Genomic DNA, 13262 nt, shown 5'->3' with positions numbered 1-13262 from the left:
GCTCAGCGCTCCTGCCGGCCCGTGCGGGCAACGATGGCCATGAAAAAGGGAATGCCCACCAGCGAGGTCACGATGCCCACGGGCACCAGCACGCCCTCGATCAGCGTCTTGCTGGCCACCGAGGCCATGGACAGGATCAGTGCCCCCGCCAGCGCCGAGGCCGGCAGCAGCACGCGGTGGTCGTCGCCCACCAGCATGCGCGCGATGTGCGGTGCGATCAGCCCCACGAATCCTATGGTGCCCACGAAGGAGACGGCCACGCCCGACAGCAGGCTGATGCGCAGCAGCGCCCAGCCTCTCAGCGCCGTGACCGGCACGCCCAGGCTGCGCGCGCGGTCCTCGCCCAGCGTGAGCGCGGTCAGCGACCAGCTCTGGCTCCAGGACCAGGGCAGGCACAGCGCCAGCACGGCGGCCATGACGGCAATCCGGTCCCAGGAGGCGCGTGCCAGGCTGCCCAGGGTCCAGAAGACCAGCTGCTGCAAGGTGTTCTGGTCGGCCACGAACTGCAGCAGTGCCACCAGGGCGTTGAAGCTGAACACCAGGGCGATGCCGAACAGCACCAGGCTTTGCACGCCAAATCCGCGCCACATGGCCAGCCCGTACAGCAGGCCCACCGACAGCAGCGCGAAGAGGAAGGCGTTGAGAGACACCACGTACTGCGCCGGCACGCCCGGCACGCCCAGTCCCAGCACGATGGCCAGGGCCGCGCCAAAGGCGGCGGCCGCCGACACGCCCAGCGTGAACGGGCTGGCCAGCGCATTGGCCAGCACGGTCTGCATCTCCGCGCCAGCCAGCGCCAGCGCCGCACCCACCAGCACGGCCATCAGCGCATAGGGCAGGCGCACGTTCCAGACGATGACGGCCTCCACGCGCGACACGCTGCCCGGATCGCCCAGCACCTGCCACAGCCGTGCCAGCCCCATGCCCGACGGGCCGGTGGCCACGTCCAGTGCCAGGCTGGCCAGCAGCGCCAGGGCCAGCAGCGCCAGCACCAGCCCGTGGCGGGCATGGCGGCGGCGGTAGCGCTGCGCGGCACCGGCCGCCGCAGCGCCCGTCTCTGCCGCCACGGCACTGGCCTCCATGGCCGCGCTCATCGGCCGGCCCCGGAAGGCAGGTCGGTCAGCAGCACGCCGGTCATCGGAATCGGCATGAAGCGCTCGTACAGCTCACGCCGCGTGCGCAGCGGGTCGATGTCGGCAAAGAGTTCGGGATGCAGCCACTTGGCCAGCGCCTCGACGGCAATCACATGCTCTGGCGAGTCGTAGAAGATGTGCCACAGGCCGTGCACGCGCCCCTTTCGGACGGCGGACAGCTCGCGCGTTTGGGCACGCTGCGCCACCGTCGCCAGGCTGGCCTGCGCCTGGGCAGGCGTGGCCTGGTAGCCCAGCGTCACGCCGCCCTGGCCACTGGCGAAGACGCCCGTGGCCACATAGACGGCAGGATCGCGCGACAGCACATATTCGAGGTTCAGCGTACCGATGGGACCGGGAATGCGGCCGGCGCCGATGTTGTCGCCACCGGCCAGCTCCACCATTTCCCCGAAATTGCCCTTGCCCGGCGAGCCGCAGCAGTCGCGCAGACCGGCCAGCATGTCGATGAAGATGGCGGGCCGCTGGAATCCGTCCTTCCTGCGCGCCGCCGCGACACGCTGGCGCACGCGCTCGATGCGCTGCTCGTAGAAGGCGATGAAGTCCTCGGCGCGCTGCTGGCGGCCCAGCACCTGGCCCATCAGGCGCAGGCTGGGCACGGTATGGGTCAGCGGATGCTGGCTGAAATCCACAAAGACCACAGGCACGCCCGCCGCCTGCAGCTGGCGCACGGCCTCGCTGTCGGGCGCGGGCCCGTGACCGCCCGAGACGGCCATGAAGGCCACGTCGGGACGCACGGCCAGGGCCTGTTCCACGTTGAAACTTTCGGGCGTGGCGCCGCCTACCAGCGGCAGTTTCTCCATGGCAGGAAAGGCCTTGGAGAAAGCCGCATAGCCCTGGGTATAGAGCAGGCGGAAATCCCCCTGCCAACCCGCCACGCGCTCCACCGCCTGCCGGCCTTCCAGCAGGGCCATGGTGTAGACCATGCGCCCCTCGCCCAACAGCACGCGCTGCACGCGGTCCGGCACCTGCACGCTGCGCCCCGCCATGTCCGTCACGGTCAAGGCCTGGGCCAGCCCACTCCAAAGCGCCAGCGCCGCCACCGCAGCGCGCAACCCGCGCCGCATTCCTGTCTGTATTTGCATCTGTTTTCTTCTCTCAGTCGTTATCGGCACATCCAATGCAACCGGCGCGCCCCAAAGCCTGGGACAGCAAGCAAGAGCCTGAGCCGGCCGCAACGCCCCGCAGCGGGGCTGCCGCCCCCTCAGGGGGACGCCGCAAAGCGGCTCAGGGGGTCAAAACCGGCCGCGCAAGCTCACCTGCACATTGCGCGGCTCGCCATAGACATTGCCGAAGTTGGCCGGCCCGAATCCGCCGCTGCCCAGGCGCGTGTAGTAGCTGCGATCGAACAGATTGCTGACGTTCAGCGCCGCACTCCACTGCGGGCTGATGCGGTAGCCCACGCGCAGGCTGGCCGTGGCGTAGCCGCCCTGGGTGGCTCGAACAAGGGGCTTGCCGCCCTCGCTGTAGGTGCCGCTTTGGACGTTGATGCCGCCGCCCACATCCCAGGCGTTGAGCGCGCCCGGCAGCCGGTATGTGGTCCACAGCCGCAGCAGATGCCGGGGGCTGAAGGTCCTGAAGGACTGGCCCTGATAGCTGGGATCGCGCTTGTATTCGCTGGTGTTGTAGGTGTAGCCGGCCATGGCCTGCCAGCCCGGGGCGATCTGTCCCGCCAGCTCGGCGTCGAAGCCCTGGCTCTGCACCTTGCCCTGCGCGGCGTAGCAGCAGCTGTCCACGATGACGGGCGACACGGCCACGGCGCGGTTGCTCTCCACGATGCGGAAGGCCGCCAGCGCCACCTGCAGCCGGCCATCGTTGAGCGAGCCCTTGATGCCGGCCTCGTAGTTGGCGCCGACCACGGGCGGCAGTCCGCCGCCATCCTCGCCCCGGTAGTTGCTCTGCACGCGGAAGATGTCGGCATAGCTGGTGTAGAGCGACCAGCGGGAGTCCAGATCGAAGACCAGGCCCGCGTAGGGCGTGAAGCGGCCGTCCTGCCGGTAGTCCGCCGTCTGCGCGCCCGTGCGCTGGTTGACGGAGTCGGTGCGCCACCAGCTCCAGCGCCCCCCCAGCAGCAGGGTCAGCGGATCGGCCAGCTTCAGCCGCGCGGCGCCATAGATGCCGTACTGGCGCGTGCGCGATCGCGAGTCCGATGTCCACTGCACGGCGCCCGGATCGGCGTAGGCGGCCGGGTCGAAGTCGAACACATTGACGGGAATGCCGCCAAAGCCCGGGAGGCTGCCGCCTTGCGAGCGCGCGTCGCGGTCGTACCAGTTGGCGCCCAGCACCACCTCATGGCGCCGGCCCCAGGCCTGCCAGGCCCCGCTGAGCATGGCGTCCAGCGACAGCTGTTCGTTGTCGTAGTCATTGGCGCCACCCATCAGGCGGGGACCCAGGCCCGTGGCGCGGTCCACCGCGCCCGAGACATAGGCGTACTTGAGCGCGCTGGACTCGCGGTCGGAGACCGCCGCCAGCTTGAGCTGCCAGTCGGCATTGATGGAATGGCTGAGGTCGGCGAAGACCTGGGTGGTCTCGAAGTCCCAGTGCGTCCAGGGCGTGCTCCGGAAGGTGCTGCGTGCCAGCCCCAGGTCGCCGCCGTCGGCGTAGCGCGGCACGCCCATCATGGGCGGCACCCAGTCGCGCGTCTGGTGGCCGGCGCCCAAGGAGACGGTGGTGGCCGATCCCAGGTCGGCCTCGACGATGCCGTACAGCGAATCGCGCCGGCTGCTGGCATAGCGCACATGGGAGTCGCGCTGGTCGTGCGCGGCCGCCAGGCGGGCACGCACCGACCCATCGGCGTTCAGCGAGGTGCTGTAGTCGATCTCGGCACGGGCCGCATTCCAGGAGCCCAGGCCCAGCGAGCCCGTGAAGCGCCGGTCGCCCGTGGGACGCTTGCGCACCAGATTGATCACGCCGCCGGGCTGGCCCGCGCCATTGAACAGGCCCGCAGCGCCGCGCAGCGTCTCCACATGGTCGAACATCACCATGTCAGGCTGGCTCCAGGAAGCGCCGCCTGTCTGCACGGGAAGGCCGTCGTACTGGAAGTACTCGATGGGATAGCCGCGCGCATAGAAGGCCGGAATGACGCCCGTGCCCGACAGGTCCACAGTCACGCCGGGGGTCTGCGCCATGATCTCGTCCAGCGTGTGCAGGTTCTGGTCCTCGATCTGCTGGCGCGTGATGACGGAGACCGAATGCGGCGTCTCTCTGAGCGTGGCAGGCAGCTTGGTTCCCACCGAGACGCCCGGGGCCGCGTAGCCACCCGTCAGCTCGGTGGGCCGGTCCTTGACCGCCTGGCCCGTGACCTGCACCTCGGGCAGCCTTTCCTCGGCCGCCCGGGCCAGGGCGCACGGGCCCAGGACGCAGACGGCCAGCGCGATCGATGTGATGGAAAAACGGGGCGGGCCGGCATCCCGGTCCGCAGAATCTGGCAGCGACATTCAACCCTCTCGAAGCAAATGAAAATCAATTGCATTCGACTGTAGGCAAGAGGAAGGCTCGCCGCTTTCGCTGGCCGGAGTTTGGCTTTCGCTAGCCGGAGACGGCTCAGCGCAACAACTCGCTGGGCACGATGCCGAAGCGCTTGCGAAAGGCCGTCGAGAAATGCGCAATGCTGTAGCCCACCTCCAGCGCCACCTGCGTGACCGAGCAGCCGCCCGAAGTCAGCAGGCCGTAGGCCTGCTCCAGCCTGTGCTGCTGCAGGTGCTCGAACACGCTCATGCCGAACAGCTGGCGAAAGCCGGCCGTGAGCTTGCGCTCGTTGATGCCGGCCTCGCGCGCCAGCTCGGCCAGCGACAGGGGACTGCGAGCGTGCGCCGTGGCCACCTCGCGCGCATGCCAAAGCCGCTCCACATCGGCGCGTGACAGCTCGGCGCCTGCTCCCTGCGCGCCCGCCGCCGGCAGGCACTGCTGGAGCACGGCAGCCGACAGTTCCAGGCTCTTGGCATTGAGGAACAGATCACGCATGGGCCCCTGATAGGGGCAGACCAGAATCTGTGTGGCCAGCGCACGCGCCGTGGCCGACAGCCCCTGGCGCAATACCAGCAGATCGTTGTCGTTGAAGCAGTGGTGGCCACTGCGCGCTATGAGATCGAGCCCGAAGCCCTGGCGCTCCGCCGCCTCGGCGTCAAAGCCTATGCGCACATAGCGCTGAAGGCTGTGGGATTCATAGCGGTCCAGTCCCTCATGCAGGCCCGTGGCCAGCACCAGGTAGACCCCGGCATCGGACACCTCCATCAGACGGCCGTTGACCCCGGCCTGCACCTTGCTGTTGAGGGCCACGATGATCTGCAGGCCCTGGAACACCGGCGCGCGAACCTCCACAGACTCCTGCGTCATGCGGCAGCCGGCCGCCAGGCACAGCTGGTTGTCGAATCTGGAATTCCACTGGAACACGTTGCAAATCTATGAATGAGAATTATTCTCAAATCATACGTTCAACAGCCAAGACCTTGTACCGCCTCGTCAATCCTCCAACGGCGGCCACTGGCGCGCGGTGTGCACCAGGGCCAGCACCCAGACCGTCGTGCCATCGATCTCATAGACAAGGCGATAGCTTTCATGGGGGATCAGCTCGCGCGTGCCGGCAATCCTGCCCGCTTTGCCCATCTTGGGATACGCGGCCAACCGGGCCGCTGCGTCGCTGAAAAGAAGGTCCATGCGCAAGGCTGCGCGAGGATTGTCAGCTGCGATGTAGTCCCAGATATCGGCGCGATCCTGCTGCGCCTGCGGCGTCCAGATGACTTTCACGCACGGTCTGCCGCAACCTGACTGCGCCGGGCAGCGAACTCGGCCTCGACTTCCTCATTCGAGCGGCCAAGTCCAGCGCGCATGGAGGCGCGTCCCTCCTCGACTTTGCGCTGCAGATAGCCGTCATATTCGCGCGCCTTGCGGCGCTGCTCAATGTAGTCGCGCATCAACTCCCGCATGACCTGGGATGCGGGCCGGTCCTCGCCTGCGGCTTCGGCCATGAAGTCTTCGCGCAGCTCGGCTTCCAGTTTCATGGTGAAAACGGCTTCCTTGGGCATGATCCACTCCTGTGAAGATACCAACAAAGTATATACATCGTCAGTACCAAACACTCCAGAGACTCAACCGCTCCGCCCCATTCGCAACTTGCACTTGCCAATGCATCAATCAAATCAGGACTAGTTGCAAGCAAGACCTCTTTCTATATTCGCGCCTCGACGGCGCCCGGCTTCCATGGGCCGCAGCTGCGCACGACACTACTGCGGGGACCCCACCCCTGCCTGACTGACCCACAACAAGGAGAGACTGCGATGACCGATCTCACCATCAACGGCAAGACCGTTTCCATGGACCTGGACCCCGAGACGCCCATTCTGTGGGCCCTGCGCGACACACTGGAGATGACCGGCACCAAGTTCGGCTGCGGCGCGGCGCTGTGCGGCGCCTGCACGGTGCACATGAATGGCCAGGCCATACGTTCCTGCGTGACGCCGATCTCGGCGGCCGCGGGCCAGAAGATCACCACCATCGAAGCCATGACCTCGGGCTCCGACCGCGTGGGCACCGCCGTGCGCGATGCCTGGGTGCGCCACGACGTGGCCCAGTGCGGCTACTGCCAGAGCGGGCAGATCATGAGCGCCACGGCCTTTCTCAAGTCGCTGCCCAAGGGCAAGAAGCCCAGCGGCGAGGAGATAGACGCGGCCATGGCCGGCAACATCTGCCGCTGTGGAACCTATGCGCGCATCCGCACGGCCGTGGCCGATGCCGCGCGCACCCTGGGCTGAACGGAGAACGCCGCATGCTGACCACCTTCAACCCCGCCGAACTGCCGCGCGCCCTGCAGCACATCCTGGACCGTGGCGAGGCCGCTGCTGCCATCGCCGACGCGCCAGCCCTTGCACAGATCCCCCGCCGCAGCTTCCTCAAGATCGCCGGTGCCGGTTCGCTGGCCCTGGGCGTGTTTCCCGCCATGGCGCAGGCGCCGGGCAAGGGCGAGGCCGCCGGCCTCAAGCCCACCGAGCAGCCCGCCTCCTTCGTGGAGATCTCGCCCAGCGGCGAAGTCACCGTGGCCATCAACCGCCTGGAATTCGGCCAGGGCGTGCACACCGCCCTGCCCCTGGTGCTGGCCGAGGAGCTGGACGCCGACTGGAGCAAGGTCCGCGCCCGCCTGGGCGGCAACGATGCGGCCTATGCCGATCCGCGCTACGGCATCCAGATGACGGGCGGCTCCACCGCCCTCAAGCACAGCTACACCCAGTACCGCGAGCTGGGCGCCCGTGCGCGCGCCATGCTGGTGGCCGCCGCCGCCGCGCAGTGGAAGGTGGACGCCGCCACGCTGCGCACGCGCGAGGGCTTCGTGCTCGGCCCCAACGGCAAGAAGCTGTCGTATGGCGAGCTGGCCCAGGCCGCCATGGCCCAGCCCGTGCCGGCCACCGTCGTGCTGAAGAATCCCAAGGACTTCCGGCTGATCGGCAAGCCCACGGGCCGCATCGACGCCCGGGCCAAGAGCAGCGGCCAGCAGAGCTTCGGCATCGACATGCACCTGCCGGGCCAGCTGACGGCGGTGATTGCACACCCGCCCGTGTTCAAGGCACAGCTGGCCTCGCTGGACGACGCTGCGGCGCGTGCCGTGCCCGGCGTCAAGGCCGTGCTGCGCGTGCCCGTGGACGGTGGCGGCGAAGGCGTGGCCGTGATCGCCACCGGCTACTGGCCTGCGCGCAAGGGCCGCGAGGCGCTGAAGGCGCAATGGAACACCGACGCCGTGGAGAAGGTGGACAGCGAACGCCAGCTGGCCCAGTACCGCGAGCTGGCCGCGCAGCCCGGCGCGCGCCACTTCGACGCCGACATCTCGGCGCTGGACAAGGCGCCGCGCCATATCGAGGCCGAGTTCAGCTTCCCCTACCTGGCCCATGCGCCCATGGAGCCGCTCAACTGCACGGTGCAGATGGGCGAGACCGGCGAGGCGGGTGCCGACCTCTACCTGGGCACGCAGTTCGCGGGCGTGGACGGCATGGCCGCCGCGCGCGTGCTGGGCCTCAAGCCCGAGCAGGTGCGCGTGCACGTGCAGATGGCCGGCGGCGGCTTTGGCCGCCGGGGCGTGGGCACCAGCGACTATGTGGTCGAGGCCTGCCAGGTGGCGCTGGCCGCGCGCCGCGCCGGCCTGAACGCTCCCGTGCGCATGGTCTGGAGCCGCGAGGACGACATCAAGGGCGGCTACTACCGCCCCATGCACCTGCACCGCGCGAAGATCGGCTTCGACGAACGCGGCAAGGTGCTGGCCTGGGACCACGCCATCGTGGGCCAGTCCATCACGGCGGGCACCATGTTCGAGGGCGGCATGATCAAGAACGGCATCGACGCCACGGCCGTGGAGGGCATGCGCGAGCCCTATCCGCTGCCCATGCGCCTGACCGTGCACCACCCCAAGGTCAACGTGCCCGTGCTGTGGTGGCGCAGCGTGGGATCGACCCACACGGCCTTCGTCATGGAAACGCTGATCGACGAGATCGCGCGCAGCAGCCGCCAGGACCCCGTGGCCTACCGCATGCAGATGTTCGGCGACAAGCACCCGCGCCATCGCCTGGCCCTGCAGCTGGCCGTGGACAAGAGCGGCTACGGCAAGCGCCAGCTGCGCGCGGGCCGCGCCTGGGGCGTGGCCGTGCACGAGTCCTTCGACACGGTGGTGGCCTATGTGGTGGAGGCCTCGGTCAAGGACGGCCGCCCGGTGCTGCACAAGGCCACGGCCGGCGTGCACTGCAACCTGGCCGTGAACCCGCGCACCATCGAGGCGCAGGTGCAGGGCGCGGCGCTGATGGGCCTGTCCATGTGCCTGCCCGGCGCGGCGATCACGCTCAAGGACGGTGTGGTGGAGCAGAGCAACTTCGGCGACTTCGCCGTGCCGCGCATCACCGACATGCCCGAGATCGCCGTCCACGTCGTGCCCAGCGCCGAGCCGCCGACGGGCATGGGCGAGCCCGGCCTGCCGCCGCTGGCACCGGCCTTCGCCAACGCCGTGGCGCAGCTCACGGGCAAGCCCGTGCGCAAGCTGCCGTTCGACCTGGCGTGATCGATCTGGCGTGATCGCGCTGGAGTGATCGAGCTGGCCTGAACGACCGGACCTGATCCCGGTCAGCCCCCGGAAAGGGCGGCGGCACCTGTGGCCGCCGCCCTTTCCAGTTCTTCCATGGTCAGCACATAGTCCGGGCAGTCCTGCAGCCGCTGCACGGCCAGGTCGATGAAGGCACGCACGCGCCGGGGCAGCGCGTCGCGGCTGCCGTAGTAGACATGCAGGCCGATGTGCTCGCTGACATGCTCCAGCAGCACGGGCACCAGGCGCCCCGCGCGGATGTGCGCGGCCGCGCAGATGTTGGACAGCTGGCCCAGCACCTGGCCGGCCAGCACGGCATGCAGCTCCAGCTCGGCATCGTTGGTGGACAGGGCCGGCTGCAGGTAGCGGTGCGTGAGCTCGCCATCGACCGGCAGGTACCAGGGCATCACCGTGTCCGTGGCCGCATGGCGGAACATGCTGCAGCGGTGCGCGGCCAGCTCGTCCAGCGACCGGGGCACGCCATGGCGCTGCAGGTACTGCGGCGCCGCACAGACGATGAGCTGCACGGGAAACAGCCGCCGCCCGATCACGCTTTCATCGGGCGAGGCGCCGATGCGAAACCCCGCATCGACCCGGTCCAGCACCCAGTTGCCTATGCCGTCGTCCAGCCGCACATCGGGGACGATGCCCGGGTGCAGGCGGCAGAACTCATCGAGCAGCGGCATCAGCACGGGCGCAAAGCAGGACTTGGGGCCCACGATGCGCAACGGCCCCGCAATGCCCTCGCGGCTGTCGCGTGCCAGGTTCAGTGCGCGGTCCAGCGCGGCCAGCGCCGGCTGGGTGTCCTGCAGGAAACGCTGGCCCTCCTCGGTCAGCGCCAGGCTGCGCGTGGTCCGGTGCAGCAGGCGCACGCCCAGGTGCTGCTCCAGATGGGCCACCGCCTGGCTGGCGGCCTGGGGGCTCACGCCCTGGGACAGCGCCGCCTGGCGCAGGCTGCCCAGCTCGACCGCCTTGGCAAAGGTGGCGATGGCGCGCAGTTCATTGATGGGCATGGTGCAGAAATCCGGTATTCGTGGGCTGACAGTGCCGCAGTATCCCGCCTTTGCGCATGCCCTGCCCGCGGCTTGCGGGGCAAGCTAGCGCCCCTGGCGCGCCAGCCACACGCCGGCTGCCGTCAAGGCCATGCCCGCCAGCGCCAGGCCGCCCAGCGTCTCGCCGAACATGGCCCAGGCGATCAGGGCCGTGGCCGGCGGCGTCAGGTAGAACAGGCTGGCCACGTGCACGGCGCCGCCGCGGCGTATCAGCAGGTTGAGCAGGCTGACCGCGCCCACGGACAGCACCAGCACCAGCCAGCCCAGCGCGAACAGGAACTCGCCGCTCCAGCGCACCTGCATGGTTTCCGTGGCCAGGGCCAGCGCCCCCGTCGCCACCAGGCAGGGCAGGTACTGGATGACCGAGCCCGTGCGCAGATCAAACGATGGACAGAACCGCTTCTGGTACAGCGTGCCGGCCGTGATGCCGGCCAGCGCCACCACGGCCGGCACCAGCATGGCCAGCAGGGCATGGACCGGCACCGAGGCGATCTTGCCCGCCACCACCAGGGCCACGCCCGTGAAGCCCAGCGCCAGCCCGGCCCACTGCCGGGGCCGCACGGACTCGCCCAGCAAGGTGCCGGCCACCAGCGCAGTGATCAAGGGCTGCAGCCCCACCACCAGGGCCGTCACGCCCGAAGGCAGGCCGTGGGCGATGGCCGTGAACACGCCGGCCAGGTACACGCCATGCACGAACAGCCCTGACACGCCAATGTGCAGCCACTGGCGTGCCGACCGTGGCCAGGGCGCGCGCAGCACCAGGGCCACCGCCGCCATCAGCACCAGGACGATGGCATAGCGCAGCGTCAGAAAGGTCAGCGGCTCCACATAGGGCAGGCCGAACTTGGCGCCGATGAAGCCCGTGCTCCACAGCAGCACGAACAGCCAGGGAAGCAAGGCGGCCGCCATGGCGGGCGGCGAGGGTTTTTGGGTCATGGAGCGGATGCGGAAAAGGGCGGCGGCAGGGGTTGGGGCGGCGCCAGTGTGTCATGCCCCGTGCGCCAGGGGCTGCGCGTGGCAAACCACCGCACCAGGCAGTCGCGCAGCGCCGTCATGGCCGCGCTGCTGAACGCCGCCGAGGGCCGAACGAAGTAGATGCCCGAGGCGCCATCCAGGCGCCATTGCGGCAGCACCCGCACCAGCCGGCCTGCGGCCATGTGCTCGCTCATCAGCCAGTCGCCGCCGGCCAGAATGCCCACGCCCATGACGGCGGCCGTGAGCAAGGCCTCGCTGTCATTGCTGACCATGGGGCCGCGCACCAGCACCGTGTGCCGGGCCTGGCCCTGCGGCACATCGCCCGATGCGCCACCGTGCACCAGCTCCCATTGCGGAAACGATTGCAGCCCCGTGAAGCCCAGGCAGCGGTGCGCCGCCAGGTCCTCGGGGTGCGCCGGCGTGCCGTGGGCCTGCAGGTAGGCGGGAGCGGCGCCCAGGATGCGCTGGTGCCCGCCCAGCCGCAGGGCCACGAGCCGGCTGTCCGCCAGCCGGCCTATGCGCACCGCCGCGTCGAAGCGCTCGCCCACGATGTCCACGAAGCGGTCCGCATACTCCACCTCCAGCACGATCTGCGGATGCGCCAGCGCAAACTCCGCCAGCAGCGGGCTGAGCCAGCGCCGCCCCATCGCTGCCGGCAGCGACAACCGCAGCCGGCCCCGCGCCTGCGAGGCGCCCTGGGCGGCCTCCTTCTGGGCATCGGCAATCAGGCCGGCCGCCTGGCGCACCTTGTCCACCAGGCGCAGGCCCTCGTCGGTCAGGTGCAGATGGCGTGTGCTGCGCTCCGCCAGCCGCACGCCCAGCCGGGTCTCCAGCGCGTTCAGGCGTTTGGACAGCACGGACGGATGGCGCAGCAAGGCCCGCCCCGCAGCAGCGAAGGAGCCTTGTTCATGCAGCGCCACCAGGGCCGCCAGTTCATCGGCGTGCTGGCTGTCCAGAAGGTTCATGAGGTCAGGATGATCGCACCTTGGGAGCGTCCCTGCTCCAGATCGCCATGCGCCTGCGCCACCTCCGCCAGCGCATACCGGCGCCAGACGCCGGGCACGATGATGCCGGCCGCCACGGCGGCCAGCACGTCCCGTGCGCGCTCCTGGTACTCGGCCGCCGTGGCCGTGTGCGCGGCCAGCGAGGGGCGCGTGAGGAACAGCGAGCCCTTGGCATTGAGCGTGGCCACCGAGATGGGATCGGGCAGGCCGGAGGTCGCGCCGAAGGACACCAGCAGGCCGCGCGGGCGCAGGCAGTCCAGCGAGGCGCCCAGCGTCGTGCGGCCGATGGGGTCGTAGACCACGTCGGCCTTCAGGCCCCCGGTGGCCTGCAGCACCTGGCCCGGCAGCGTGGCCGCATCGAACACGAAGACCTCGTCGCAGCCGGCCGCCCGCGCGCGCTCCACGCTGGCTGCCTTGGACACCACGCCGATCACCAGGGCGCCCAGGTGCCTGGCCCAGGCGCACATCAACTGGCCCAGCGCACCGGCGGCGCCATAGATCACGATGCGGCTGCCGGGGCCCACGGCATGGGTGGTCTTGAGCAGGTACTGCGCCGTGATGCCCTTGAACAGCACGGCCGCCGCCGCGTCGTCAGGCAGCGCATCGGGCAGCTTCACCAGGCGCTCGGCCGGATACAGGCGGGCGCTGGCATAGGCGCCCAGCGGCCCCGTGGCGTAGCCCACGCGCTCGCCCACGGCCACATTCGTCACGCCCTCGCCCACGGCGGCCACCCGCCCCGCGCCCTCCAGCCCCAGGCCCGAGGGAAAGGCGATGGCGACAGCGCCCTTGCGCTGGCTCACGTCCAGCGGGTTCACGCCGATGGCCGTCTGCTCCAGCCAGACCTGGCCGGGGCCGGGCGCCTGCACCTCGACCGGCTCCAGGCGCATGGCGTCGGGGGTGCCTGCGGCGTCCATGCGGACCTTGATCAATGGATTCATCTCGCTGCTCCGTGAAATGAGTGCAGCGTAGAAGAAGCGATTGACGGCAGCAATAGGCCGCCGTGCAGTTCACTGCTGCATGGGGTGCAGCA

Annotated in this window: 12 protein-coding genes; 2 read left to right on the top strand and 10 right to left on the bottom strand. The window is 69.5% G+C overall.

What is annotated here, in order from left to right:
• Positions 1 to 2 precede the first annotated feature (2 nt).
• The 6 genes from ACM14_RS04990 to ACM14_RS04965 all read right to left on the bottom strand — a co-directional run bounded on the left by ACM14_RS04990 (position 3) and on the right by ACM14_RS04965 (position 6172).
• On the bottom strand, positions 3 to 1082 hold the full coding sequence (locus ACM14_RS04990; protein WP_065345582.1) for an iron ABC transporter permease: 1080 nt from the start codon (positions 1080 to 1082) through the stop codon (positions 3 to 5).
• Positions 1083 to 1090: 8 nt separating this feature from the next.
• A complete protein-coding gene (locus tag ACM14_RS04985; RefSeq protein ID WP_065345517.1) occupies positions 1091 to 2233 on the bottom strand; it encodes an ABC transporter substrate-binding protein in 1143 nt (380 codons plus the stop codon).
• 150 nt (positions 2234 to 2383) lie between these two features.
• The gene (locus tag ACM14_RS04980; RefSeq protein WP_065345516.1) at positions 2384 to 4585 is read right to left on the bottom strand and encodes a TonB-dependent siderophore receptor; all 2202 of its coding nucleotides are present in this window, start codon (positions 4583 to 4585) and stop codon (positions 2384 to 2386) included.
• A 106-nt stretch (positions 4586 to 4691) separates the two neighbouring features.
• Positions 4692 to 5540, bottom strand: a complete 849-nt coding sequence (locus ACM14_RS04975; protein WP_065345515.1) for an AraC family transcriptional regulator — start codon at positions 5538 to 5540, stop codon at positions 4692 to 4694.
• A 69-nt stretch (positions 5541 to 5609) separates the two neighbouring features.
• The gene (locus ACM14_RS04970) at positions 5610 to 5894 is read right to left on the bottom strand and encodes a type II toxin-antitoxin system mRNA interferase toxin, RelE/StbE family (RefSeq protein WP_043822145.1); all 285 of its coding nucleotides are present in this window, start codon (positions 5892 to 5894) and stop codon (positions 5610 to 5612) included.
• A complete protein-coding gene (locus tag ACM14_RS04965; protein ID WP_065345514.1) occupies positions 5891 to 6172 on the bottom strand; it encodes a CopG family ribbon-helix-helix protein in 282 nt (93 codons plus the stop codon). Before ACM14_RS04965 ends, ACM14_RS04970 begins: the two co-directional genes overlap by 4 nt.
• A gap of 252 nt (positions 6173 to 6424) precedes the next feature.
• Here ACM14_RS04965 and ACM14_RS04960 point away from each other — a divergent pair, with 252 nt between their 5' ends.
• Complete coding sequence (locus ACM14_RS04960) at positions 6425 to 6898, top strand: (2Fe-2S)-binding protein (protein ID WP_012207419.1); 474 nt, start codon at positions 6425 to 6427, stop codon at positions 6896 to 6898.
• 14 nt (positions 6899 to 6912) lie between these two features.
• Complete coding sequence (locus ACM14_RS04955) at positions 6913 to 9180, top strand: xanthine dehydrogenase family protein molybdopterin-binding subunit (protein ID WP_065345513.1); 2268 nt, start codon at positions 6913 to 6915, stop codon at positions 9178 to 9180.
• Positions 9181 to 9242: 62 nt separating this feature from the next.
• On the opposite strand, the gene ACM14_RS04950 is transcribed toward ACM14_RS04955, so the two are convergent.
• The 4 genes from ACM14_RS04950 to ACM14_RS04935 form a co-directional block, all read right to left on the bottom strand.
• Entirely contained in the window at positions 9243 to 10214 is a 972-nt protein-coding gene (locus ACM14_RS04950) for a LysR family transcriptional regulator (RefSeq protein ID WP_065345512.1), read from the bottom strand.
• A gap of 84 nt (positions 10215 to 10298) precedes the next feature.
• Positions 10299 to 11189 (bottom strand): DMT family transporter, encoded by an 891-nt coding sequence (locus tag ACM14_RS04945; protein WP_065345511.1) that lies wholly within the window; start codon positions 11187 to 11189, stop codon positions 10299 to 10301.
• The gene (locus ACM14_RS04940) at positions 11186 to 12193 is read right to left on the bottom strand and encodes a LysR family transcriptional regulator (protein ID WP_065345510.1); all 1008 of its coding nucleotides are present in this window, start codon (positions 12191 to 12193) and stop codon (positions 11186 to 11188) included. The genes ACM14_RS04945 and ACM14_RS04940 overlap by 4 nt, the downstream gene beginning before the upstream one ends.
• The gene (locus ACM14_RS04935) at positions 12190 to 13170 is read right to left on the bottom strand and encodes a quinone oxidoreductase (protein ID WP_065345509.1); all 981 of its coding nucleotides are present in this window, start codon (positions 13168 to 13170) and stop codon (positions 12190 to 12192) included. Before ACM14_RS04935 ends, ACM14_RS04940 begins: the two co-directional genes overlap by 4 nt.
• Positions 13171 to 13262 lie beyond the last annotated feature (92 nt).

Origin of the sequence: Delftia sp. JD2, from assembly GCF_001682645.1 — a bacterium.
GTDB classification, from domain to species: Bacteria; Pseudomonadota; Gammaproteobacteria; order Burkholderiales; family Burkholderiaceae_C; genus Comamonas; species Comamonas acidovorans.
Note: the sequence above shows the minus strand (reverse complement) of the source record. Positions and strands in the feature narration are given on the sequence as shown.

Bases quoted from the DNA above. Each gene is read 5' to 3' on its own strand.
- ACM14_RS04980 (WP_065345516.1), bottom strand. From the start codon at position 4,585: ATGTCGCTGCCAGATTCTGCGGACCGGGATGCCGGCCCGCCCCGTTTT.
- ACM14_RS04960 (WP_012207419.1), top strand. From the start codon at position 6,425: ATGACCGATCTCACCATCAACGGCAAGACCGTTTCCATGGACCTGGAC.
- ACM14_RS04950 (WP_065345512.1), bottom strand. From the start codon at position 10,214: ATGCCCATCAATGAACTGCGCGCCATCGCCACCTTTGCCAAGGCGGTC.
- ACM14_RS04965 (WP_065345514.1), bottom strand. From the start codon at position 6,172: ATGCCCAAGGAAGCCGTTTTCACCATGAAACTGGAAGCCGAGCTGCGC.
- ACM14_RS04945 (WP_065345511.1), bottom strand. From the start codon at position 11,189: ATGACCCAAAAACCCTCGCCGCCCGCCATGGCGGCCGCCTTGCTTCCC.
- ACM14_RS04955 (WP_065345513.1), top strand. From the start codon at position 6,913: ATGCTGACCACCTTCAACCCCGCCGAACTGCCGCGCGCCCTGCAGCAC.
- ACM14_RS04990 (WP_065345582.1), bottom strand. From the start codon at position 1,082: ATGGAGGCCAGTGCCGTGGCGGCAGAGACGGGCGCTGCGGCGGCCGGT.
- ACM14_RS04985 (WP_065345517.1), bottom strand. From the start codon at position 2,233: ATGCAAATACAGACAGGAATGCGGCGCGGGTTGCGCGCTGCGGTGGCG.
- ACM14_RS04935 (WP_065345509.1), bottom strand. From the start codon at position 13,170: ATGAATCCATTGATCAAGGTCCGCATGGACGCCGCAGGCACCCCCGAC.
- ACM14_RS04940 (WP_065345510.1), bottom strand. From the start codon at position 12,193: ATGAACCTTCTGGACAGCCAGCACGCCGATGAACTGGCGGCCCTGGTG.